This is a genomic window from Kribbella endophytica (genome assembly GCF_054781295.1).
Window position 1 is genome coordinate 1,639,662 of the sequence record NZ_BAAGUR010000001.1, and the last position, 21,724, is coordinate 1,661,385.

General features: G+C 66.6%; 23 protein-coding genes. 8 read left to right on the forward strand and 15 right to left on the reverse strand.

Annotated elements, in window-relative coordinates; translation table 11 throughout:
* Positions 1-21 precede the first annotated feature (21 nt).
* Positions 22-387 carry an ArsR/SmtB family transcription factor gene (locus tag ACYVIO_RS07935; RefSeq protein WP_460650000.1) on the forward strand — a complete coding sequence of 122 codons (366 nt, stop codon included), beginning with the start codon at positions 22-24 and terminating at the stop codon, positions 385-387.
* On the forward strand, positions 384-785 hold the full coding sequence (locus tag ACYVIO_RS07940) for an arsenate reductase ArsC (RefSeq protein WP_460650001.1): 402 nt from the start codon (positions 384-386) through the stop codon (positions 783-785). The genes ACYVIO_RS07935 and ACYVIO_RS07940 overlap by 4 nt, the downstream gene beginning before the upstream one ends.
* Before the next feature lie 2 nt (positions 786-787).
* Here the strand turns inward: ACYVIO_RS07940 and ACYVIO_RS07945 are convergent, their stop codons facing one another.
* From ACYVIO_RS07945 to ACYVIO_RS07975, 7 genes are all read right to left on the reverse strand, one after another.
* Positions 788-1,123: a YnfA family protein gene (locus ACYVIO_RS07945; protein WP_460650002.1), complete on the reverse strand. Its 336-nt coding sequence runs from the start codon at positions 1,121-1,123 to the stop codon at positions 788-790.
* A 37-nt stretch (positions 1,124-1,160) separates the two neighbouring features.
* A complete protein-coding gene (locus tag ACYVIO_RS07950; protein ID WP_460650003.1) occupies positions 1,161-1,460 on the reverse strand; it encodes a hypothetical protein in 300 nt (99 codons plus the stop codon).
* Entirely contained in the window at positions 1,447-1,923 is a 477-nt protein-coding gene (locus tag ACYVIO_RS07955; protein WP_460650004.1) for a MerR family transcriptional regulator, read from the reverse strand. The genes ACYVIO_RS07950 and ACYVIO_RS07955 overlap by 14 nt, the downstream gene beginning before the upstream one ends.
* Positions 1,924-2,329: 406 nt before the next feature.
* A complete protein-coding gene (locus ACYVIO_RS07960) occupies positions 2,330-2,770 on the reverse strand; it encodes a hypothetical protein (protein WP_460650005.1) in 441 nt (146 codons plus the stop codon).
* A 62-nt stretch (positions 2,771-2,832) separates the two neighbouring features.
* The gene (locus ACYVIO_RS07965) at positions 2,833-3,681 is read right to left on the reverse strand and encodes a helix-turn-helix domain-containing protein (protein ID WP_460650006.1); all 849 of its coding nucleotides are present in this window, start codon (positions 3,679-3,681) and stop codon (positions 2,833-2,835) included.
* 10 nt (positions 3,682-3,691) lie between these two features.
* Positions 3,692-4,261, reverse strand: coding sequence for a DUF6879 family protein (locus tag ACYVIO_RS07970; protein ID WP_460650007.1), 570 nt, complete (start codon positions 4,259-4,261; stop codon positions 3,692-3,694).
* On the reverse strand, positions 4,258-4,491 hold the full coding sequence (locus tag ACYVIO_RS07975) for a hypothetical protein (RefSeq protein WP_460650008.1): 234 nt from the start codon (positions 4,489-4,491) through the stop codon (positions 4,258-4,260). The genes ACYVIO_RS07970 and ACYVIO_RS07975 overlap by 4 nt, the downstream gene beginning before the upstream one ends.
* A gap of 406 nt (positions 4,492-4,897) precedes the next feature.
* Here ACYVIO_RS07975 and ACYVIO_RS07980 point away from each other — a divergent pair, with 406 nt between their 5' ends.
* Entirely contained in the window at positions 4,898-5,122 is a 225-nt protein-coding gene (locus ACYVIO_RS07980) for a hypothetical protein (protein ID WP_460650009.1), read from the forward strand.
* Between the two features lies 1 nt (position 5,123).
* Here ACYVIO_RS07980 and ACYVIO_RS07985 read toward each other — a convergent pair whose 3' ends face one another.
* The 4 genes from ACYVIO_RS07985 to ACYVIO_RS08000 form a co-directional block, all read right to left on the reverse strand.
* Positions 5,124-5,642: a hypothetical protein gene (locus ACYVIO_RS07985; RefSeq protein WP_460650010.1), complete on the reverse strand. Its 519-nt coding sequence runs from the start codon at positions 5,640-5,642 to the stop codon at positions 5,124-5,126.
* A gap of 86 nt (positions 5,643-5,728) precedes the next feature.
* Positions 5,729-6,772, reverse strand: coding sequence for a ParA family protein (locus ACYVIO_RS07990; protein WP_460650011.1), 1,044 nt, complete (start codon positions 6,770-6,772; stop codon positions 5,729-5,731).
* Between the two features lie 295 nt (positions 6,773-7,067).
* Positions 7,068-7,874: an AbiTii domain-containing protein gene (locus tag ACYVIO_RS07995; RefSeq protein ID WP_460650012.1), complete on the reverse strand. Its 807-nt coding sequence runs from the start codon at positions 7,872-7,874 to the stop codon at positions 7,068-7,070.
* 606 nt (positions 7,875-8,480) lie between these two features.
* On the reverse strand, positions 8,481-10,442 hold the full coding sequence (locus tag ACYVIO_RS08000) for a Xaa-Pro dipeptidyl-peptidase (protein WP_460650013.1): 1,962 nt from the start codon (positions 10,440-10,442) through the stop codon (positions 8,481-8,483).
* Positions 10,443-10,587: 145 nt separating this feature from the next.
* Between ACYVIO_RS08000 and ACYVIO_RS08005 the strand changes: the two genes are divergently transcribed.
* Positions 10,588-11,601: a LacI family DNA-binding transcriptional regulator gene (locus ACYVIO_RS08005; RefSeq protein WP_460650014.1), complete on the forward strand. Its 1,014-nt coding sequence runs from the start codon at positions 10,588-10,590 to the stop codon at positions 11,599-11,601.
* Positions 11,602-11,657: 56 nt separating this feature from the next.
* On the forward strand, positions 11,658-12,572 hold the full coding sequence (locus ACYVIO_RS08010; RefSeq protein WP_460650015.1) for a 1,4-dihydroxy-2-naphthoyl-CoA synthase: 915 nt from the start codon (positions 11,658-11,660) through the stop codon (positions 12,570-12,572).
* Between the two features lie 22 nt (positions 12,573-12,594).
* Here the strand turns inward: ACYVIO_RS08010 and ACYVIO_RS08015 are convergent, their stop codons facing one another.
* Entirely contained in the window at positions 12,595-13,569 is a 975-nt protein-coding gene (locus ACYVIO_RS08015) for a ricin-type beta-trefoil lectin domain protein (RefSeq protein WP_460650016.1), read from the reverse strand.
* A gap of 232 nt (positions 13,570-13,801) precedes the next feature.
* Here ACYVIO_RS08015 and ACYVIO_RS08020 point away from each other — a divergent pair, with 232 nt between their 5' ends.
* From ACYVIO_RS08020 to ACYVIO_RS08030, 3 genes are read left to right on the forward strand one after another with little or no spacing between them, the layout of a single operon-like run.
* Positions 13,802-14,347 carry a sigma-70 family RNA polymerase sigma factor gene (locus ACYVIO_RS08020; RefSeq protein ID WP_460650017.1) on the forward strand — a complete coding sequence of 182 codons (546 nt, stop codon included), beginning with the start codon at positions 13,802-13,804 and terminating at the stop codon, positions 14,345-14,347.
* Positions 14,344-15,429, forward strand: a complete 1,086-nt coding sequence (locus ACYVIO_RS08025) for a hypothetical protein (RefSeq protein WP_460650018.1) — start codon at positions 14,344-14,346, stop codon at positions 15,427-15,429. The genes ACYVIO_RS08020 and ACYVIO_RS08025 overlap by 4 nt, the downstream gene beginning before the upstream one ends.
* Positions 15,420-19,913, forward strand: coding sequence for an FtsK/SpoIIIE domain-containing protein (locus ACYVIO_RS08030; protein ID WP_460650019.1), 4,494 nt, complete (start codon positions 15,420-15,422; stop codon positions 19,911-19,913). Before ACYVIO_RS08025 ends, ACYVIO_RS08030 begins: the two co-directional genes overlap by 10 nt.
* 85 nt (positions 19,914-19,998) lie before the next feature.
* Here ACYVIO_RS08030 and ACYVIO_RS08035 read toward each other — a convergent pair whose 3' ends face one another.
* From ACYVIO_RS08035 to ACYVIO_RS08045, 3 genes are read right to left on the reverse strand one after another with little or no spacing between them, the layout of a single operon-like run.
* Complete coding sequence (locus tag ACYVIO_RS08035; protein WP_145805289.1) at positions 19,999-20,307, reverse strand: hypothetical protein; 309 nt, start codon at positions 20,305-20,307, stop codon at positions 19,999-20,001.
* Positions 20,308-20,352: 45 nt separating this feature from the next.
* Positions 20,353-20,655: a hypothetical protein gene (locus ACYVIO_RS08040; RefSeq protein ID WP_344177025.1), complete on the reverse strand. Its 303-nt coding sequence runs from the start codon at positions 20,653-20,655 to the stop codon at positions 20,353-20,355.
* 29 nt (positions 20,656-20,684) lie between these two features.
* Positions 20,685-21,605: a hypothetical protein gene (locus ACYVIO_RS08045; protein WP_460650020.1), complete on the reverse strand. Its 921-nt coding sequence runs from the start codon at positions 21,603-21,605 to the stop codon at positions 20,685-20,687.
* Positions 21,606-21,724 lie beyond the last annotated feature (119 nt).

A 21,724-nucleotide genomic window follows, 5' to 3' on the forward strand; every position in this document is an offset into this window, starting at 1 on the left:
GACAAGAGTCAAGATAGATCCATGTCGAAACAAGGGCTCACCCTGCTGACGGCCGGTACGTGCTGTACGCCGATCTCCGAGGCGGCTCTGGATGCGGCGCAGGCGGTCGAGGGTGCAGCGCTCTTCAAGGCCCTCTCCGACCCGATCCGCCTCCGCCTGATGTCGCTCATCGCGTCGAACGCCGGCGAAACCTGCGTCTGCGACCTCACCGACAAGTTCGACGTGAGCGGCCCGACCATCTCCCACCACCTGAAGGTCCTCCGCGAGGCCAACCTCGTCGACTGCGAACGCCGCGGCACCTGGGTCTACTACTGGCCCCTCCCCGAAACCCTGCAGCGAATCTCCTCCCTGCTAGCGGTCCCGGCCGCCGCCGGAGCCCCGAAGTGAGCAAGCCCGTCGTCCTCTTCGTCTGCGTTCACAACGCCGGCCGCTCCCAAATGGCCGCCGGCTGGCTCCGCCACCTGGCCGGCAACACCATCGAAGTCCGCTCCGCCGGCTCCGAGCCCCGCGACCAGCTCAACCCCGTCGCCGTCGAAGCCATGCGCGAAGTAGGCATCGACATCACCGACGCCGTCCCGCAACTCCTGGAAACCGAGACAGTCCGCGGAAGCGACGTCGTCATCACCATGGGCTGCGGCGACGCCTGCCCCATCTACCCCGGCAAACGCTACGAGGACTGGTCCCTCACCGACCCGGCCGGTCAGCCCCTCGAGGTCGTCCGCCAGGTCCGCGACGAAATCCGCACCCACATCGAGAAGCTGATCGGCGACCTGCACACCGCCTGACCTCAACTACTCCGCGGCGCGTACATGATCACCGCAACCCCCACCAGACAAACCACCGCGCCGATCACGTCCCACCGATCCGGCCGGAACCCGTCGACGATCATCCCCCAGGCCAGCGACCCAGCCACAAAGATCCCGCCGTACGCCGCCAGAATCCGCCCGAAGTTCGGATCCGGCTGGAACGTGGCCACAAACCCATAGGCGCCCAAGGCAACAATCCCGCCGGCGATCCACAACACCCCGCGATGCTCCCGCCACCCCTGCCAGATCAACCAAGCCCCACCGATCTCAGCAACAGCAGCCAGCACGAACAGCCCGATGGACTTCGCGAACGTCATGAGTGCGAAGGTACCGAACGCTGGGTGGACAGTCCCGTCACCCGTCCTGCTCGGGCCCGCGCACCGGCAACCCAAGATCAACAGTCTGCGCCGGCACAGCGCAGGATGCCCGCCGGCGACGGCGCAGTACGACGACGATCACTCCACCAGCGACGACCGCGACAACAGCAAGCGCGGGAACCCACACAGAGGCGGCCAGTGACGCGATCGACAGCCCGCCGAGCACCGCCAGCAAAGGCCCGGCGCAACACACCGCACACGCACCCAGTGCGGCAGCAACCGCGCCGACAAGTCCCCAGCCACGCCGTGTGCGTACGGCGTCCTCAGCAGCAGCCACGATCAGCCCCCGACCCATCGACCAGCGTCAAGACCCCTGACCCGGCCAGATCCGCGAACGGCAGCGGGCAGGACGGGTTGTGCGCGCAGTCGATCAGGTCGTCACACCCCGCGTCGAGCGCGGTCCGCAGGCTGGCCGCGATGACCGTGAGGTCAGCGATCTTCGCCTCGACATCCACGAGCTTCTCCCGAGCCCGCGTCTGCAGGCCGGCATCGGGCCTCCGGCCATGGTGATGCCGGCCGGCTTCCAGCAGTTCGGAGATTTCCTCCAGAGTGAACCCAAGCCGCTGCGCCGCCTTGATCACCCGCAACACAGTCACGGTCTCCGGCGAGTACAGCCGATGCCCACCAGGACTACGATCCGGCTCACTCAACAGCCCCCGCCGCTCGTAGTACCGCAAAGTCTGCTGATGAACCCCCGCAGCCTCAGCAACCTGCCCAGTACGCAACCAACCCCCAGTCACGCCGACAACCCCGCAGCCGCCGCAGCCCGCGCCGCCAGACCGTCCAGTACGCCGACCTGCGCGGCCGGCACGCTCACCTGCAGCAGCAGTACGCCGTCACCCGCAGGGCCGAACATGAATCCAAAGAACGAACAACAACCGCTCTCCCGAGCCACCAACTCCCGAGCAACCGCCTCACTAGAAGCATCCAGCACCAGCCGTAACTCCGTCGGCCCCTGCCGCGCCAGCCCCCGCAACCCGTCGGCAAACAACGCATCAAACTCCGCAACCCGAAGCGGCCGCTCAACTGTCGGCAACGTACAAGCCCGCGGAACCCAGTCCTCGCCCAGAGCCTCACTCGTCATACCTCGACGATAAACCTGTACCTAAGTACCAAGTGCAAGCCGCGGCTCCGATCAGCCGACCATCACGCAGTCACCAAATCCCGCGCAGGCACAAAGATGTTGACCCGCGCCAAGTACTCCGGAGTCTCCGCGATGATCTCGTCCCGCTCCAGAAACGGATGCTCAGGAATCCAAGGCTCCGAGAGCCCCTCGACCCCGCTCCACCCGGGCGGCTCCAGACCCGCAGCCACAAACTCGTACGCCGTCAGAACGGCAAGCAACACATCAAACTCCGCCCGCCCAGTCGACCCCGGCACCGCCACCCAAGCAGCCTCGGACCCATCACGACGCCCCAGCAACAACCGCAGATGATCCCGCCCCTGAATCAACATCCGCCAAGCCCAGTCCTCATCACCCGCCTCACGAACGGCCGCCGCGGTATCCGGAGCACTCATAATCCGAAACTCCCGCACCGCCCGAAGAGCACGATCGATCGCCTCGCCTGTCTGACTGTCCTTGTCCACCTCGGCACTCCTCGATCCGTGGTCACGACAGACCTGGGTCGCCTGCACAGGTCGCCCCTGAGCTAGCTCTGGTCGAGCATCCGCGTCAGTAGGGCCCTGGCATCCGCGCCGTAGACGGCAGCTTCGGCCATATGGCCGAAGACTCGCTCGTACGCCCCGATCTCGTCTGCTTGGCTGATGTTGAGAACCGCTGTGAAGAGCTCCACCAGTACGAGCGTGTTGTCGTACAGGTAGAACCCATGAATCGGGCCCACAGACAGCGGGGAATCGAACGGAATGATGCCGACCCGGATAGTCGGCAGCGTGGTCATCGAGATGAGATGGCCGAGTTGGCCGGCCATCACGTCGGCCGGGCAGACCTGATAGTTGAGGACAGCCTCGGTCATCACGAAGTGGAACTTCTTGTCACCACGGTGCAGGGCCTGCTGACGTTCCATCCGGGCAGCGATCGCCTCGTCCACCTCGGTGTCGCTCTTGGGTACTCCTCGCTCGGTGTCACCGGGATCGCCCTCGGTGAACCGATATCGCGCGTACTGCGCGGTCTGCAGGAGGCCCGGGACGAAGCAGGGTTCGAAGTTGCGGGTGAGCTTCGTCTTGGTCTCGATGTCGCCGATCGAACGTTGGCGGGACGGCAGCCCCGCACGGAACATCCGGCGGAACTCGACGTATTGCTGTTCGAGCGAACGCAGCGAGGCGACGAGTTCGTCGAGGAGATCCTCGCGATCGCAGATCCGCGTCCAGCCCTGCAGATCGGCATCGGACGGTGTCTGGCGTCCGGCTTCGATCTTGGACACCTTCGAGGGCGCCCAGCCCACCGACTCCGCCAGGCCACGCCCGGTGAGATGGGCGTCCAGCCTCATCTCCCGAAGGCGGTTGCCGAGCGCCTCACGCGCTCGCTGGAAACTGGACACCCACACTCGCTTACTTGTTGATGTTCTGCTTGCTCAGGAACTCCCGATCGTAATTGCCGAGGTACTCGGCCCGCGGGAGGGCGTAGTGCCAGGCGACGTCGCGGTAGTGCGCGTGCTCGACCACGACCGCCGGATCCTGGATCACGTCGGCACCGAGCAGGACATCACGATCGTCGTGGCGAAGGATGCACATCTTGTGCGAGTCGAGCAGCCAGTAGTCGTACTCCGGCAACCCCAGATCCCGCGCTCGGTCCCGAGTCAGGTACCGGATGTCTTCACCTGCTGCGACGTTGAGGCGAGAAAGGTTCAGGCCGAATCGCGTGTAGTCCAACCATGGTTCGGACACGACCCGTACACGCTCGATGTGCTGTCCCTCCAGCGTGCGCCGGAGGATGAGCCCCATCCAGTCCTCCATCCACGAGTCGTCAGCCGGCTCACCTGCGAGGAACCCGCGGACGTGCTCGGCCTCGCCCGGGTCGGCGTAGTTGTCCCGCACCTCGAGCCGGTACGCCGTGTGCTGGTAGCTGCGAGCGAACTGAACGAACTCGGGGCCTGCCTCGACGAAGGTCGCCGCGGTCACGCCGTCGTACCGTTGTGGTGAGCAACGATCAGGTCAGCGAGGCCCTTGGTGATGATCACCGCGTCCTCACCGTCCGGAAAGTTGACGAGCTGCGCCCGGGCGTCGTCACTCGTCAGCTTGTAGCCCTGGACGATGTAGCGGCCGTCGTCGGTCGCGTAGAACGACGGGCAACCGTCCTTGCCGGTGTTGGGATCGGTAGCGAGGTGCTGAAGCTGCTTCGGCTGGTCCATGCGAATCTCCCCGGTGACGACTGAGCTGGAGGCATTGCTCACTCAGGGTCATAGTTCCCTGCGCAAGAGTCAATGGTTCCGGAGAAACTTCGAGAAATTTTCTTCCACGCTGCGTCACGGACTTCTAGCGTTCTGCTCATCTCGGCAGATGTCCCGGCGTACGCCGGCACACGGCCGCTTCACCCACCAACGGGGAGACGATGAGCGACACAGAGGTGTTGGCACGAGTCCAGTGCATCCTCGACGAGCGCCGCCCGGCCGAGGAAATGATCAGAGCCATCCGCCGCCTACTGGAACCAGCACCCGAGCCACAACCCATCGAACGAAACCACCGCGGCTGGCCGGTCCTACGCGCAAGCAGCATGCCCGCCGCACCGTGGAGCCGCTATGACGATCCCGAGATGCCATGAGCACCACGCACCTTTCAGCCAACAACGCCCAGGAGCCAGCCGCCCTGTTGTGTTGGACCGACCTCTCAAAGGGCGACCGAATCCACCACTTCGACTACGGCAACGGCACCATCGACGCTGCAGGTCCGCTGTACCTCTTCATCACCTGGGACGACCCAAACATAGCTTTCAACCACCACGCTGCCGCCATAGTCTCCTACCTGACCAAGCTTGAGGGTTGATCTAGCAGTGAGGATCGATCGCCGTTACGGTCAATTTGATTGTTGAGATTGCCGTCAGAGCATCTACATCCGTCAATGGAGTGATCGCACCTGGAGTCAGCGGGTCTGCGTCGCATTGATGCACGATCTGGTTGCGGCGACGTACTACTACGCCAAGTGCTGTTCGAGCAGCGCCTGCATCGCTAAGGAATGCTTTGCTCCAGACCTTTGGGACCCCGACCATGGACAGTGCCGTTCCGATGTCATCCGGCTGTTGGAAGGTCTCTTTCGCTAACCGCTGAGCGATGTGAGTTCGAGCTGCGATCTCCATGTCGACAGGGGACGCGGCCAGAAGAATTTGCTGGACTGCATTGAAATGCAGGCCAACTTTTAAGTTGGCTGCACCTTGAGGTAGCTGACCTAAGAGGATGCCAACGGCGCGATCTAGAACGATGCCATGCATGTAAGAGTCAAGTGCGGCCACTCCTTGAACAAGTGCGGCGCGATACATGTCCGAGCTGTCAACGTGGCCATTCGTCATCGATCCTATGCTCTGCCCTAGGCCTACAAGATCATTAGCGCGAGAGATATTGTTTGAGAATTGACTGAATCGACGAGTTGCCATGACTATAGGCCTGAGAGCCTCTCCACGCTTGCTGCCAGTTGACCGAAGATGGCGTGGTAGCTATCGATGTTGGCCTTCTGTGTATCCCAGACGAAGCCGCGACGTTTAACGTCTGCCTGCGTTAGTGCAAAAACGGGTTTCCGGGCCAGTTGCGAGCTAGCGATGAGAGTGTTGAAGTCTGGAACGCTCGCAAGCCTCAGCACGCTCTCTAACCCTGCATCGTCATACTCTTCTGTGGAGAGCAGGAGGCCAGCCTTGTCGAGAGCGGGTACCAAGATATCTTCGATCGCGCTATCTAGTTCATCAAAATAGGTGCGGAATCCTTCTGTTGGTACACCACCCTTGAGTCTGTAGCGCTGGACGATCATTCCGAGGAACTTCAGATCAGGAGTGGGGAATGGGTAGTCCGCCTCCGCTAGAGCTTCCAATTGCGCAGCGTTGCGCGCCCACGAGATCCATCTTGGCAGGACTCGCGCGAGTGATTCGATGGCCATAACGGAAAAAACATCCGGACTCGCGGGCATCGCGAAGAAATCGGCAGTCGTAACAAGGTTCTGATTAATAGATCCGAGCCCTGGACTGAGGTCAAGAAGCACGAAGTCGGCGTCGTATTTCTGCGCCGTGAGATCGAAGAGATACCTGAAGCTGCCGGGCAGGTTTCGAAGAGTCTGGACGGACTCCGAAAGCTGCTGAGCGATGCCTAGGGAGACCTCATCCTCCGCCAAGCCCACATGCCCGGGAATGAGGTAGAGGCCTTCTCTTCCCTCGACCTCGACGCAGTCTACCGCTACTAGTGGCTTGGGGCGGGAGGCAAAGGCTGGCTCTAGTGCTTCCTTGAGGTTCCGTTTTGGATTATCGCGATAGAATTGACCTAAGGCATCGTTTTCGCTCAGGTCTAAAACCATTCCGGTCAAATTGCACTGTGGGTCGGCGTCAACCATTACGACTGAATGCCCACGTTCCGCGAGCATCCATCCCAAATTGAAACAAGTGGTTGTCTTGCTTACTCCGCCTTTGTTATTAAACAATGCGATGGTTTTTGTCATAGTCGATCGTCCTCTCGCAGTGCGTTATCGGTTCAACCTATACGGCTACATGCGTGCTGCATACCCGAACCGGTCTGACGAGGCGGACCGGTGTCCGGCGGGATCTGCTCTCTCGTGCCTGTGCGGTCAGCGAAGTCGTCGACCATCAGCAGGATCCCGGACGTATACCCGGTTGACAGCAACCACAGCACTGCCCGAGTCGGGCCGGCAGGCAGACTCTTGATCCACGGCGACCGGCCTTGGGCAGGCAGGTACCTGCGGGACAGGTACGGATGTGGCAGCTTTCAGACTTCGCTCAGAAGGGGTTCCAGTTCTGCCACTCGCCGACGCCAGCGACAGCTCCGATGATGGCTACCGCCCCCGCGCCGACCTTGCGCCATTTTGTCCAGAACCCGCTGCGCTCCTCAGTGGAAGGGGTTGGTGGAGTGGCGGATGCCTCGCCTCCCGAGCTGCCCTGCGCGGTGTGCACATTAACGACGCTTCGCTTGTTGCCGCGGACCACCACATTGACTGCCTGGTCGGCGGTCTTCGCACTGGGGAGATCTTCGTCAGGACCGGTCATTGCTCGCATCTCTGCCACTAAGGAGGTCAGTATGGTTCGGATCTTGTCGAGGACACCCACTATCGGCGATGCAGATAGGTGCCAGTAGAGATGTGTGATCTGTTGGAAGGGTTGGTCGTTCTCCTGGTTCATCAGGTTCACAACATCCATGCCTTGGGCTGGAGTTAGCTTGAGGCCACGTTCCTTGGCCTGCTGAGCCATGGCCTCCAGTTCTCCAACTCCTCCGGACAAGTGGACCAATTCATCGATCTGGCCTACGACCACCTCTGGTAGGTCGTTCGGACTGATGGGCTGGCCTTTGATCTGGTTGGTGCCTACGATCGCGTCGAGTTGAAGTGGTGCCCGTACGATTCTGTATCCCGGCACCTCGTCGCCGGGTCCGACGTACCCTTCCAACTCCTGCCTTGCCCAGTCGCGCAATTCCGTGGAGCCAGTTTCGCCACCGAGTGCTATGCACTTTCGTAGAGTGTCGGCGAGTGACTTGGCGCTATCAAGCGCGTCGGCCTGGATCTGAGCCAGCAAGCTCGGATTGTTAGTCATAGTTCCCCCCGTACGTGTCGTCTCTGGGGCGATGATCGCCCGATGCGATGACACAAGCAACTGCTCACGGTAGGTGTCGCCGACGTGTTTTGGCTGATGGGCGGTCGCGAGCTTATAGCTAGCGAGCTAGCGCGCCGCTAGGGATGGCCGGGGACGGTCGGCCAGGGCGAAATCAGTCGAATGGAGTGGGGTGGAATGAGCGAGGGCGGAGAAGCTCAGCACGGTTCCCGACGTCATGTTCTGTGTACTTCGAGCGGTGCCTGAAAGCGGCGCTTGCACCCGGCGCTGCTACGGATTCGGCGACGCAGGCGTTAAGCAAGTTCTAGGGATGCTAGGGACTTGGCGGTGCAGGCTCCTAGGGACTATGAGTCGGGACTGCTAAACCGCGTACCTCCGTCGCGCGTGAACGCCACGCGGCAGCGGGGAGCTGGCGGCGTCAGACCGCAAGTGCGCATTGGATTCGCGCTGGGCACGCGGCCACCTTTAGTCGCTTGAGGGCGCAAGCCCGCACTTCAGGGCGCAAGCCCGCACCCAGGGTGGGTGGGAGCGGACTGCGTAGGTCGCGACGAAGGAGCGACCGGAGCCGGCCGCGTGGGAGAGGCGGTGCTAGCCGAGGGGATCGTGGAGGTTGGGGCGTTGGGTGGGGGTGGTGATGTCCACGTCCAGGGGCTCGACCTTGACAGGGGCCACGACCTTGCCGGCGGTGACAGGCAGGTTGAGTTTGCTGTGGGCGAGGTCGATGTCGACCGTGGCGCCGGTGTCGTTGGGGGTGGTCCACTCGGTGTCCGACAAGGTGACGGCCAAGCCCAACGTGCGGCCCTTGGGGATGACCTCGTCCTGGGCTCGGAGCGGCACGGTGACCGTCGTCCACTTGCCGGGGATCAACGGTTTGGGGTGGGCGAGCGACGAGCTGTGGGCGGCGTCGATCCAGCCTCGGCTGACGATGCCGTGGTCGCTCGCCGTGGTGAGCTTTTCGACGGTGTAGTAGCAGCTGTCGTCGTAGTCGGTGCTGGCGCCTTCGCAGGTCGAGGTGTTCGTACGACGGACGCCGGCGTAGCGCGAAGCCTCGCCGTACTCGATCAGGCGGGCGGTGACCGGTGTGGTGACCGAGTCCGACTTGATCCGGAGCGTGACGGTGGGCGTGCCGCTGAGGCGGATGGTCGCGGGCAGCGGTGCGGACAGGAACATCTGGCGGCCGGCGATCACCTCCGACGGCGTGGCGACGATGGTGTCCTCGGTCAGTGACGGGTCGTCGGTGACGGTGACCGTTCCCTTGCCGTAGGCACCTAGTTTGCCGGCGGCCAGAGGAACGGGGACGGTGTGGGAGACAGCAGGCCAGGTGGAGTAGTCGCGCCAGACGTCCGGAGCGACCTCGACGGACGCCTGCGCCGAACGCATCACGCCGTTCTGCAATCCCTGCAGCCAGTAGTCGAACCACGAGTGCAGCTCGTCCACCCAAGCATCACGCCGGAACTCGAACGGATCGACGTGGTCCTCGAGGCCGAGCCAGATCTTGCGGGGCACGCGGTTCTTGGCCAGGGCGTCCCACCACTGCGCGAAGTGGTTGGTCTGGACGTTGTAGTCGCTGAGCCCGTGCGTCACGAAGACCGATGCCTTGATGTTGCGGGCGTCCTTCACGTAGTCGCGCTCGGCCCAGAAGCGGGTGTAGTCGCCGGTCTCGTCGTCGTCGGACTCGCCGAGGTCGGCCCGTACGGCGTCGCACGCGGGCGTGTCGTGGCCGACGTACGCACCGAGCCAGGGCATGTAGTCGATCGAGTACGGCACGCCGCCGGAGCGCGAGTAGTCGTACCAGGACGAGATGGCCGAGATCGGCACGATCGTCTTCAGACCCCGTACGCCGGTGGCGGCGACCGCGTTGGCCAGCGTGCCGTCGTACGACTTGCCGATCATCCCGACCGCCCCGGTCGTCCACGACGCACGCACCGGCGTGCCGTCGGCGGAAGAAGCGGTGTTGCGCCCGTTCAGCCAGTCGATCACCGCGACGACCGAGTCGACCTCGTCCTCGCCGCCGACGTCGCCGCAGCCGGTGGAGCGGTTGGTGCCGACGATGTCGACGCCGACCACCGCGTACCCGCGCGGGACGAAGTAGTTGTCGTAGTACAGCGGCATCTTCTGGATGACGCCGTCCGCGTCGTAGGTCTTCTTCTCGCTCTCGTTGCCGCGCCCGCAGCAGGAGTAGTACGGCGAGGCGTCCATGATTACCGGGATCCGTACGCCGTTGGCGTCGGTCTCGCGGGGCCGGACGATGTCGACCGCGATCTTGTCGTCGACGCCGTCGTCGTCGGTGTCCATCCGGGTGTCGACGTAGACCGACTCGCGGATCGCGCCGGCGTAGTCGTAGACCGGCTTCGTGCTCTTCGTCCGCGCGTCCACGTGCGCGGGAACACCGCCGGCCAGGCTCGCCTCGAGCGCAGGCGCGGCCGCCGGGGAGCCCGGGGAAGGCGCTCCGTCGGGGGTTGGAGCAGCCGTGGCGGTGCCGACGAGGGTGGTCAGGCAGAGCACGGTGGACGAGGCCAGGACGGTCACCCTGGCGCGGACGGTCGTCATGGCTCGGAAGGCTAGTCATTCCCACGCTCAGAAGCCAGGCTCTGACGACTTTCCCGGGTACTTCCCGGCCACGCAGGGTGATCGACACCACTGGTCCGATAGGGTGACCGCCACCCGGGGGGAGCCAAAGGAAGGTGGGTGGCCAGTGAATCTGCGAGCACCGGTGACATTGCTGGACGTCGCGCAGCGGGCAGGTGTGTCGGTTGCGACCGCATCTCGCGTGCTGAACGGCGGCGACCGGGTGCCACGCCCGGAGCTGCAGGAACGGGTCCGGGAGGCGGCCGCGGAGCTCGGCTACACGCCGAACGCGCAGGCCCAGGCGCTGGCCAAGTCGTCGACGAACGTGGTCGGCATCCTGGTCCACGACATCGAGGACCCGTACTTCGCGGCGATCGCGAACGGCGTGATGCGCGCCGCGGACGAGCGCAACCTGCTGGTGATGATGGCCAGCACGTTCCGCGACGCCGAGCGCGAGATTGCTTACTTGTCGTCGCTGCGTGCTCAGCGCGCCCGGGCCGCCGTGATGATCGGCTCCCGCCGTACGGACGCTGACCAACTGGCGCGTACGGCGAACGAGATCGACGCGTTCCTCGGATCGGGGGCCGGGCTCGCGCTCGTCAGCCAGTCCGGGATGCCGGCGCACACGATCGAGCCGGACAATCGCGCGGGCGCGGCGCAGCTGGCGCGTGAGCTGGTCGGTCAGGGCTGGCGGAAGTTCGGCGTACTGGCTGGGCCGGAGCAGTTGGCGACGGCGCGGGACCGCAAGGACGGGTTCGTCGCCGGGCTGGCCGAGGCCGGGCTGGAGCCGGTGGCGGTGTTGGCCGGGGACTTCACCCGGGACGGCGGTCACGCGGCGGCGATCGAGCTGCTGGACCGCAACATCGAGCTGGACTGCTTGTTCGCGGTGAACGACGTGATGGCGGTCGGTGCGATGTCGGCGCTGCGGGCGCGCGGGGTCGACGTACCGGGACAGCTCGGGGTCGCCGGGTTCGACGACATCGCGACGCTGCGGGACGTGTGGCCGGGGCTGACGACCGTCCGGCTGCCGCTGGAGCAGATGGGACGGCGCGCGCTGGAGCTCGCGATCGAGGGCGGCGACCCGCGGACCGAGACCTACGCCCCCGAGGTCGTCCTCCGCGAAAGCACCACCAAGCACTGAGCACCAGCAGCACCTGCGGCGACAGCCCCGCCGAGCACTGAAATATGCTCGGCCGGGTGACCGACTCCGCGCACGTCAGTGAGATCTTCGACCCGTCGGCCTGGAAGGCGGTCGACGGCTTCGACCTGACCGACATCACCTACCACCGCGCGGTCGACGCCGGCGTGGTGCGGATCGCCTTCAACCGCCCCGAGGTGCGCAACGCGTTCCGCCCGCAGACCGTCGACGAGCTGTACCGGGTGCTCGATCACGCGCGGATGTCGAGCGACGTCGGCTGCGTCCTGCTGACCGGCAACGGCCCGTCGGCCAAGGACGGCGGCTGGGCGTTCTGCTCCGGCGGCGACCAGCGGATCCGTGGCAAGGACGGTTACAAGTACGCCGAGGGTACGACGGCCGAGTCGATCGACCCGGCCAGGGCGGGCCGGCTGCACATCCTCGAGGTGCAGCGGCTGATCCGCTTCATGCCGAAGGTCGTCATCTGCGTCGTACCGGGCTGGGCCGCCGGTGGCGGGCACAGCCTGCACGTGGTCGCGGACCTGACGCTGGCCTCGGCCGAGCACGCGCGGTTCAAGCAGACCGACGCGGACGTGGCCTCGTTCGACGGCGGGTTCGGTTCGGCGTACCTGGCCCGGCAGGTGGGGCAGAAGTTCGCCCGGGAGATCTTCTTCCTCGGTGACGAGTACTCCGCCGAGGACGCGTTCCGGATGGGCATGGTGAACAAGGTCGTCCCGCACGCCGAGCTGGAGCAGGTGGCACTCGACTGGGGCCGGAAGGTCTGCGCGAAGTCGCCGACCGCTCAGCGGATGCTGAAGTACGCGTTCAACGCGATCGACGACGGGCTGGTCGGGCAGCAGCTGTTCGCCGGTGAGGCGACCCGGCTGGCCTACGGCACCGACGAAGCCGCCGAGGGCCGCGACTCCTTCCTGGAGAAGCGGCCCGCCGACTGGTCGCCGTACCCGTACGCGTTCTAGAAGCCCTTGTAGACAAGGACTCTCAGGACTGGGTCCACTTCTGGTTGCCGTCGCCGCTGCAGCCGCGCAGGAACAGCAGTCCGCCGTTGTCGGTCTTGTCGACCGTGACGCACTTGCCCTCGGCGGCCGGGTTGATCAGCTGGCCCTTCTGGGTGACGCGGAACTGCTGGGCGGCGCTGCCGTTGCAGGCGACCAGCTGGACCGCGGTGTTCTCCGCGATCGAGCCCCAGGCCAGGTCCATGCACTGGCCCAGTGCGCGGACCGTGCCGTCGGAGTTGAACGTCCAGGCCTGGGCCGGGCCGTCGTGGCAGTCCCAGACCTGCAGCGGGGTGCCGTCGGTGCCGGCGCCGGCCCGGCCGTCCTTGACGTCGATGCAGCGCCTGGCACCGTCGCTGCGCATGGTCGCCGGGGTGCTCTTCATCGCGCGCAACTGGCTCGAGTCCTGCTTGACCGAGTCGCCGCCGGTCTGCTCCTGGCCCTTCTCGGTGACCTTCGTCGTGACGGTGGTCGTGGCCTTGGGCAACGTCACCGTCGTACCGGGCTTCACGACCGTGACCTGGCCGCCCGGCGCGGTCACGGTGGTGGTGGCCCCAGGCAACGTCACCGTCGCGCCGGGCTTGAGCACGGTCACCTGACCACCCGGCGCGGTCACCGTGACGGTCGCGGTCGCCACCGAGACCCGCGGCTTGCCGGTCACGGTGGTGGTCGTCGTCGCGGTCGGTACGGCGCTCGGCGTGGTCGTCGCCCGGGACGTGATCGGGGCGTCGACGGCGACGATCGTGTCCTTTGGCGAGTTTCCGCCAAGGTGCGTCAGCAGGGGTACCGCGACCGCCGCGCCGGCCACGAAGGTGGCGACGAAGGCGGTCGTCATCCAGGCCCGGCGATCGGGCAGGTTCGCCACCCGCGGCGTCAGCGGACGGCGGGCGAACGTCCCGGCGAACCGGGTCGAACCGGGCCCGTCGGAGCGGCGCGGACGGGAGAATCGGGAGGGCGGCACGTCAACTCCATGGCTTCTAGGGCGATCAGCCGGCTGCCTCCGGCAGGGGCAGCCTCCCCGAGGATCACCCGGGTCCGTGGCCGGAGTCAAACATCTCCGGGAGATCACCTGTTGGTTACCAGATGAGCGGCAGTCGTTACTCATCGTTCACCGGAAGCGATTGCGCAGCTTGTCTTCAAGAGTTAAATTGAGGCCCGAATTCGGGTCTCTGCCTCTTGTACCGCCCCAATCTGTGAGGTCCGTCATCAACGACATCAGCCCTGGCCGGATGCACGCCATCGAGCTCTGTCTGGCCGAACGTGACAGCCTGCGCCGCTACGTGAAGAGTCTGGTCGGCTGGGACGCGTTCGCTGTCGAGGACGTCGTCCAGGAGACGCTGTTGCGTGCCTGGCAGCAGGCGGAGACGCTGGACTGGGAGAGCCGGCCGATCCGGATGTGGCTGTTCCGGGTCGCCCGCAACCTGGTCGTCGACCTGCACCGCCGGGAGCGCCGCGCGGTCCCGAGCGGGCTGTGCCAGGCGGACTTCGAGACGACCATCAGCGCGCCGGACCCGGCCGAGGAGGTTGCCGGGCGGCACGTGCTGGTGGACGCCCTGAGACGTTTGTCACCCGCGCACCGCGAGGTGGTGATCCGGGTGCATCTGTGCGGTCAGCCCGGCGAAGATGTGGCCATGGCTCTCGACGTTCCCCTCGGCACCGTGAAGTCGCGGACCCACACGGCGGTCCGCGCGCTGCGGGCCGACCTGCTGCGTCGCGGGTGGGGCGAGGCCGCTGCATGAGCTCGTTGGGAGGCGGCAGCAGCACTCACCAGGTGCTCGGGTACATCGGCCTGGCGCTGCTGTTCCTCGTCCTGCTCAACCTGCTGGTCCGCAAACTCGGTGGCTGGAAACGCCTCGGTCGCTGGATCAAGCGGGAGTCCAGCAACACGTTCCACGCGTTCTACGACCCGATCGCGGACCGCGTCCGGTACCGCCGTCGCGTGCGCTTCCTGACCGGCGTACTGCGGAGCCAGAACGCGTGGGCCCAAGCCGAGCAGGCGATGAACTACGCGGCGGCGATCGACGCGGCGATGGCGCCGTACGCGCTGGCGCTGACCAAGCGGCGGATCGGCGTACTGGTCGCGGGTCCCGCGGCTGAGAAGCTGCTGCCCGAGCCCTGGGAGAAGGACGAGCACGACCCGCGGCTGTGGTGGATCGAGCGCGCGGAGCTCACCGACTACGCGCTGCCGATCGGCTACGCGCCGCCGCAGACTCCGTTGCTGATCTGCCTCGGGACCGGCAGCGACGGCCAGAGCGCGATCATGATCGACCTGCTGGCCGGACCGTCGTCCCTTTCCGTGTACGGCGTGCAGCGCACCGCCCAAGCGGTGGTCCAGGCGCTGGCGGCGCAGCTCGATGTCCGGCTGCCGGCCGGCGCGGTGGAAGTTGCCGCAGGCATCCATGACCGGCACGACGGGATGGGCCTGGACGAGGCGATCCGGCGCATCGGCGCCTGGTTCGTCGTCGGCGCCGAACGACTCGACCAACCGGTGCCGTCCGGGGTGCGCCTGATCAGCCTCGGCGTGGCGCGGGGGAGTTCGCGACTGGTCGAGGCGACCGAGGAGCACGGGCTGCGGCTGCACGGCGGCGCGCCCTGGCTGGAGATCGACCCGTTGCCGCTGGCCAAGGCCGTCGCACGTTCCGTACGCCGGATGCCGCCGCACGACTTCGAGACCCGTGGCCCGGCCCGTCCGGCGACCACCACGACCGACGACCTGGACGACCTCGAGCTGCCGGTCGGTGTCGCCGGTGTCTCGGTGCTGCATCCCGCCGGAGCCGGGGCGAACGACGGACCGACCGGGAAGGCGACATCGTGGAGCTGAACCTCACCACGGTCGAACAGCAGGGCAAACGGCGGACCGACCGGGTGGTGAAGCTCCCGAAGGGGCTGTCCGTCGGAGCGCTGGCCGAAGGCCTCGGCCAGCCGGGCCAGACGTTGTTCGTCGGCGGCAGGAAGCTCAACCCGGCCGCGCCGCTGGCCGGATCCGGCGTACGCGACGGCGGTGTGCTCGGCATCGGCGCCCCGGCCGAGATGCCGAACCTACTGCAGCGACCGGCCGGTCCTGCGCCGGTCACCGTCGAGCTGCACGCGGTCTCCGGCCCTGAGGCGGGCCGGATCTGGCGGATCGGGCCCGGCAGCCACGAGATCGGCTCCGACCCGCTGTGCTCCATCCAGCTGAACGGTTCCGGCGTCCCTCCCCGCGGCCTGTGGGTCACGGTCGGGCCGGGTGGTGAGACGTACTGGCACCAGACCGAACCGATGAACGGCAAGGTCATGAGCCGGCGGATCGGCCCGCCCGACGACGACGCCGCGACCAGCGCGATCCGGATCAAGGACCTGGAGAACCCGGTCGCCGACGAGTCGTCGCCCGCGATCGATCCGGGCGAGAGCCCGGTCGGCCAGATCAACGAGTGGCTGCCCGAGGAGGACCTCTCGGTCGGCTCGGTGCTGCTTCGTCGTAGCGGTGCACTGGAGCCGGTGGCCGCGGTCCGGTTCTCCGACGACGGCTTCGGCCTCGACTACAACCGTCCGCCGCGGATCGCGCCGCACCTGGACGACGAGAAGCTTCGGTTGCCCACGGCACCGACCCCGCCGGCGAAGCGGCCGTTCCCCTGGCCGGTCGTGATGGCGCCGGTGGTGCTGGGCATGGTGATGGTCTGGTTGCTCAACTCGTACTACTTCCTGATCTTCACGATGCTCAGCCCGATGATGATGGGGATGAACTACTTCAACGGCCGGAAGACCAACCGGGCCGAGCACATCGAGGCGATCCGCCGGTACAACGCGCGGAAGGCGGCGCTCGAGGAGGAGATCAGCGTCGCGGTCGCCCGGGAGCGGGTGATCCGCAACGTCACCGCGCCGGACCCGGTCCGGATCGCGCAGCTCGCCACGATGCCGGGCAGCCGGTTGTGGGAGCGTCGCCGCTCCGATCCCGACTACCTGCTGCTCAGACTCGGTACGGCGGACCAGCCGTCGCTGAAGGAGCTCGACGACCAGAGCCGCGAGGAGAACCACCGCACGATCCGGTGGACCATCCCGGACGCGCCGATCGCCGTACCGCTACGCGGCCACGGCGTCGTCGGGATCGCCGGCCGGGACGCGGAGTCCCGTGCGCTCAGCCGCTGGATGGTGATCCAGGCCGCGGTGATGCACTCGCCGCGGATGCTGCGGATCGTCGTACTGGCGGAGCCGGACCGGGCCGAGGACTGGAACTGGGTCCGCTGGCTGCCGCACCTGCGGCCGGAAGGCGCGCCGGCGGCGGTCCTGATCGCGAACGACGACGCGACCACCGCGGCCCGCGTCACCGAACTGATCTCGCAGGTCCAGGGCCGGCAGCGCCGGATCGAGGCGTCCGGCCGGAACGCGCAGCTGAACGATCCCGAGGTTGTCGTGATCGCGGACGGCGCCCGCCGGCTGCGCGACGTACCGGGGTTCATCCAGGTCCTGACCGACGGCCCGGCCGTCGGCGTCTACAGCATCTGCCTCGATCGCGACGAGCGGCTGCTGCCCGAGGAGTGCGGCGCCGTCCTGGCGACCGGGCTGCAGAGCCTGACCGTGAAGCGCCCTGGCCTGCCGGATCTGAAGAACGTCCGCATCGACCTCGTCTCGGCGCAGTGGTGCGAACAGATCGCCCGTGCCCTCGCGCCGGTCCGCGACGTCAGCCCGGACCACGACGCAGGTCTGCCGAAGCGGGTCAAGCTGCTCGACGAGCTGGACCTGGAGCCGCCGACGGCGGAGACGCTGGTGGGTCGCTGGCAGCGCCGACCAGGCAGTACGTCGTTCGTCCTCGGCGCCGACTTCGACGGCCGGTTCACCGTGGATCTTGTTGCCGACGGCCCCCATGGCCTGATCGCGGGAACGACCGGTTCGGGTAAGTCGGAGCTGCTGCAGACGATGGTCGCGTCGCTGGCGGCCGTGAACCGGCCGGACGAGCTGACCTTCGTCCTGGTCGACTACAAGGGCGGTAGCGCCTTCAAGGAGTGCGCGGGACTGCCGCACACGCTCGGCATGGTCACCGACCTCGACTCGCACCTGGTCGAGCGGGTGCTGGAGTCGCTCGAGGCCGAGCTGCGTCGCCGGGAGCGCATCCTCGCAGCGGCCGACGCCAAGGACCTGCCCGACTACCAGGCCAAGCGACTGGTGAACCCGGAGCTCGGCCGCCTGCCGCGCCTCGTGCTGATCATCGACGAGTTCGCGGCGATGGTGCGCGAGATCCCCGAGTTCGTTCCCGGGCTGATCGGCATCGCCCAGCGCGGCCGGTCGCTCGGGATCCACCTGATCCTGGCCACCCAGCGCCCCGGCGGTGTCGTCACCGGCGACATCCGGGCGAACACCAACCTGCGGATCGCGCTGCGCGTCACCGACCAGGCCGAGAGCCAGGACATCGTCGACGTCAACGAAGCGGCCTCGATCAACCCGGCGATCCCTGGTCGCGCCGTGATCCGGCGCGGGCCGCGGCTCGCCGACCTGTTCCAGACCGCCTGGGTCGGCGCCGAGCGCGACGCGGGCGACGATCTGATCGAGCAGGGGCCGGTCGAGGCGGCGAACGTGCACGTCACCGATCTCGACTGGGAGTCCCTCGGCAAGGCGGTCGCCCAGGACGACGCTCCCGTCGTACAGGACGAGACCCCGGCCAAGCTCGCGGTCACCGACCTGATGGCGCTGGTCGAGGCGATTCGCCAGGCGGCCGACCAGTTGGACGACTTCACGCCACAGCCGCAGCCGTGGAGGCCGGCGCTGAAGGAGCAGATGCTGCTGTCGGAGCTGCCGGACACGAGTCACCAGAAGATGTTCGCGCCGTACGCGCTGGAGGATCTGCCCGCGCTTCAGCAGCAGCGGGTGGCCGGCGTCGACTTCGAGACCTTCGGCCATCTGTACGTGATCGGGGCGCCGCGCACGGGCCGGACCCAGATGCTGCGGACGCTGGCCGGATCAGCGGCGAAGAACCTCAGCGTCGCGGACCTGCACATCTACGGCATCGACGCGGCCGGTGGCGGTCTGGCGGTGCTCGAAGCGCTGCCGCACTGCGGTGCCGTCGCGTCCCGGCACGACATGGAGCGGATGGCCCGGGTCCTGCGCCGCCTGAACCTGGAGATCACCCAGCGCCAGGAGCTGGCGGGCAAGCACAACGCCACCGGCCTGACCGAGCTGCGCAAGGTGCTGCCCAAGGCGGAACGGCCCGCGCACATCCTGGTCCTGATCGACGGCTGGGACGCTCTCTCCGCGACGCTGGACGACCACGATCAAGGCCAGATGCTGCAGGACGTGATCCGGCTGCTGCGCGAAGGCGCGGGCGTCGGCGTCCACGTCGTGGTGACCTCGGAGCGGTCCCTGCTGGGCGGCCGGCTGGCGTCCCACAACGACCACAAGCTGCTGCTGCGCCAGGCTGAACGGACCGACTACCAGGCGGCTGGGCTCCGGCTCACCAAGGTGCCGGCCAACGTGAACGCCGGTCGCGGTTGGCACGTGCTGACCGGCAGCGAGACGCAGATCGCCGTACTGGCCGAAGGCGGCGGTGCCGAGCAGGTCGAGGCGATCCGGGAGATCGCGGTCGAGGCGCGGAAGCGGGACGCGAAGGTTCCGGCCGTACGCCGTCCGTTCCCGGTCGCCGAGCTGCCGACGGCGGTGGAGTTCAACGCGGCGTACGAGCGGGTGCCCGCGGAGAACCGGCGGCCGCTGTGGGGTCTGATCGGCCTCGGTGGCGACGACGCCGGTCCGCTCGGTGTCGACCTGGCCGGCTCGGCCTCGTCGTTCGCCGTACTCGGGCCTCCTGGATCGGGACGCACCAACACGCTGTCCTGCTTGGCGGTTTCGCTGCTGGCGGGCGGTACGTCGCTGGTCGTGATCACGCCACGGGAGAGTCAGCTGCGAACGCTCACCAGCCACCCCCAGGTCGTGCTGATGAGCAGCGGCGATCCGAGCGAGGACCAGCTGCGCTCGACCCTCGACCAGATCGCCGGTCCCAAGGTTGTGATGATCGACGACGCCGACCTGATCATGTCGGCCGCGGCGGACAAGGTCCTCAAGGAGATCATCGTCTCCGGCCGCGACCATGGCGTCGGCCTGGTCTTCAGTGCCTCCACCGACGGCTTCCAGTCCGGGATGGGCGGCTGGCCGACGGCGGCTCGCCGGGCGCGTCGCGGGGTGGTGACCGAGCCGCACTCCTTCGGCGACGGCGACTTGATCGGCGTACGGCTCAACCACACGATCACGCGCGCGGCGCCCAAGCTCGGCCGGGCCTGGACCACCGGTCACGGTTCGACGCCGCTCGCCGTCCAGTTGCCGATCACGACGTTGCGGGTCTGAGAGGCACCAGGCGCAAGCGAAGAGCCCCGGAGGAACGCGTCTCCGGGGCTCTTCGGCGTACGGCGAGGTTCTGCGTGAGGTCGCCCTACTTCGTCTGGTTCAGGCTGTCGGTGATGCCCTGGTCGAACTCCTCGGCGTTCTTCTTGATGCCGTTGAACATGTCGGAGAAGTCGTTGATGCCCTTGACCGCGGCCTGCAGGCTGGAGTCGAAGTTGTTGTAGGTGCTGCGGATGACCTCGCTCGACTGCTTGAAGACCATGCCGTCCTCGACCAGCGTGTTCACCCGGTCCCGCAGGGTGCCGATCAGCGGCACGATCTGCTCGTGGGCGTTCTTCATCAGGTTCGTGACGTCGACGATCTTGCCGTAGTCGAGATTGATGCCGTCTTGCGCCATGGCGGGTTGCTCACTTCCTTGGTTGGCTGGAAAACGTGGGGACAGTCAGGAGGGCAGCGCGTCCTTGATGCCCTGGTCGAAGTCCTTCGCGTTCTGCTCGATGCTGTCGAACATCAAGGAGAACTCCTTGATGCCCTGGACCGCGTCCTGCAGCGAGGAGTCGAAGGTGTTGTAGAGGTTGCGGATGGTGTCGCTGGAGGTCTTGAAGACCATGCCGTCCTCGACCAGCGTGTTCACCCGGGTCCGCAGGTTGTTGATCTGCGGCACGATCTGGGCGTTCGCGTTGCTCAGCAGGCCGGAGACCTCCTCGATCTTCCCGTACTCGAGGTTGATGCCGTCTTGCGCCATGTTTCGGTTCCGCTCGCTTCTCGGGTCGGTCAGACCTTGCTCCCGGTCCAGGCCGGGTAGTCGGTGTCGTCGTTGTCCTCGGTGTTGTTGTCGTCAACGCTCTCCGGCGTCTCGACCCACTCCTGGCTGGTGCCGCGCCAGTCGTCCGGCCCGCGGGTGAACTTGTGCACCTCACCGTCGGAGTTGGTCACCGTCTGGGTCCCGCTGCCGTCCTTGGTGGTGCTCGTCTCGGTGACGTCCTTCTTGCCGTCGGTGTCGGTGCTCGTCGACACGCTGTGCGACGTCTGGTCCTTCGGGTCGCCCGACACGGTGGTCTCGTTGTGGACCGTGCTGCCGTCGGGGTAGGTGCTGTCCGAGACGATCTTGTTGCCGCCGTCGCTGTAGTTGGTCACCGACGTGTACGTCTTGCCGTCGTACGTGACCGTGGTCTCTTCCTTGACCACGTTGCCCTGGTCGTCCAGCGTCAGGTGCGTGTTGACGTTGCCCCGGTCGGTGACGATCGTCTGGTCCAGCGGCGGCGCGTCGCCGGGGTTCGTGGCGCTGCAGAAGTCGGGCTGGTCGTCGCCGACGCACTGGTCCTTGTGCTCCTGGTAGTAGTCCCAGGTGGACTTCTCGCGCTGGTAGTTCGACAGGGCCAGGTTGCTGTTGGTGGCGTGCATGCCCTGGGCGATCTCGGCGTCGAACTGCAGGAACGCCTCGCCGACCGAGCCGAACGAGTCGCCGAGCTTGGTCAGGCCGTCCTTGGCCTTGCCCATCGTGTACTCGGCGTTGGAGTGCAGGGAGTAGACGGCCGAGGAGATCTCGCTGCTGCCCAGGACGTCGTCGCCGGTGCCGTCGCCGAGCGACTGGAAGACCTCGTCGTCCATCGACGGGATCAGCCCCTCGGCGAGGTCGTGCAGGTCCTTCTTCGCGTCGTTGAGCAGGTTGTAGTCGATCTTGATGTCGGCCATCGCGCCTCCCGCTGTCCAGCCGGTTCCACCCAGACCACGCCGCGGGGGCGTTTCAGGTTCAGAGAAGTTTTCCTGCCGCCGCACTGAACCGTGGAGCGCTCTCACGCGTGGACTGTCGG

Bases quoted from the DNA above. Each gene is read 5' to 3' on its own strand.
- ACYVIO_RS07985 (WP_460650010.1), bottom strand. From the start codon at position 5,642: ATGACGAATGGCCACGTTGACAGCTCGGACATGTATCGCGCCGCACTT.
- ACYVIO_RS08025 (WP_460650018.1), top strand. From the start codon at position 14,344: ATGAGCTCGTTGGGAGGCGGCAGCAGCACTCACCAGGTGCTCGGGTAC.
- ACYVIO_RS07945 (WP_460650002.1), bottom strand. From the start codon at position 1,123: ATGACGTTCGCGAAGTCCATCGGGCTGTTCGTGCTGGCTGCTGTTGCT.
- ACYVIO_RS08000 (WP_460650013.1), bottom strand. From the start codon at position 10,442: ATGACGACCGTCCGCGCCAGGGTGACCGTCCTGGCCTCGTCCACCGTG.
- ACYVIO_RS07995 (WP_460650012.1), bottom strand. From the start codon at position 7,874: ATGACTAACAATCCGAGCTTGCTGGCTCAGATCCAGGCCGACGCGCTT.
- ACYVIO_RS07935 (WP_460650000.1), top strand. From the start codon at position 22: ATGTCGAAACAAGGGCTCACCCTGCTGACGGCCGGTACGTGCTGTACG.
- ACYVIO_RS08045 (WP_460650020.1), bottom strand. From the start codon at position 21,605: ATGGCCGACATCAAGATCGACTACAACCTGCTCAACGACGCGAAGAAG.
- ACYVIO_RS08035 (WP_145805289.1), bottom strand. From the start codon at position 20,307: ATGGCGCAAGACGGCATCAATCTCGACTACGGCAAGATCGTCGACGTC.
- ACYVIO_RS07975 (WP_460650008.1), bottom strand. From the start codon at position 4,491: ATGGACCAGCCGAAGCAGCTTCAGCACCTCGCTACCGATCCCAACACC.
- ACYVIO_RS07990 (WP_460650011.1), bottom strand. From the start codon at position 6,772: ATGACAAAAACCATCGCATTGTTTAATAACAAAGGCGGAGTAAGCAAG.
- ACYVIO_RS07980 (WP_460650009.1), top strand. From the start codon at position 4,898: ATGAGCACCACGCACCTTTCAGCCAACAACGCCCAGGAGCCAGCCGCC.
- ACYVIO_RS08040 (WP_344177025.1), bottom strand. From the start codon at position 20,655: ATGGCGCAAGACGGCATCAACCTCGAGTACGGGAAGATCGAGGAGGTC.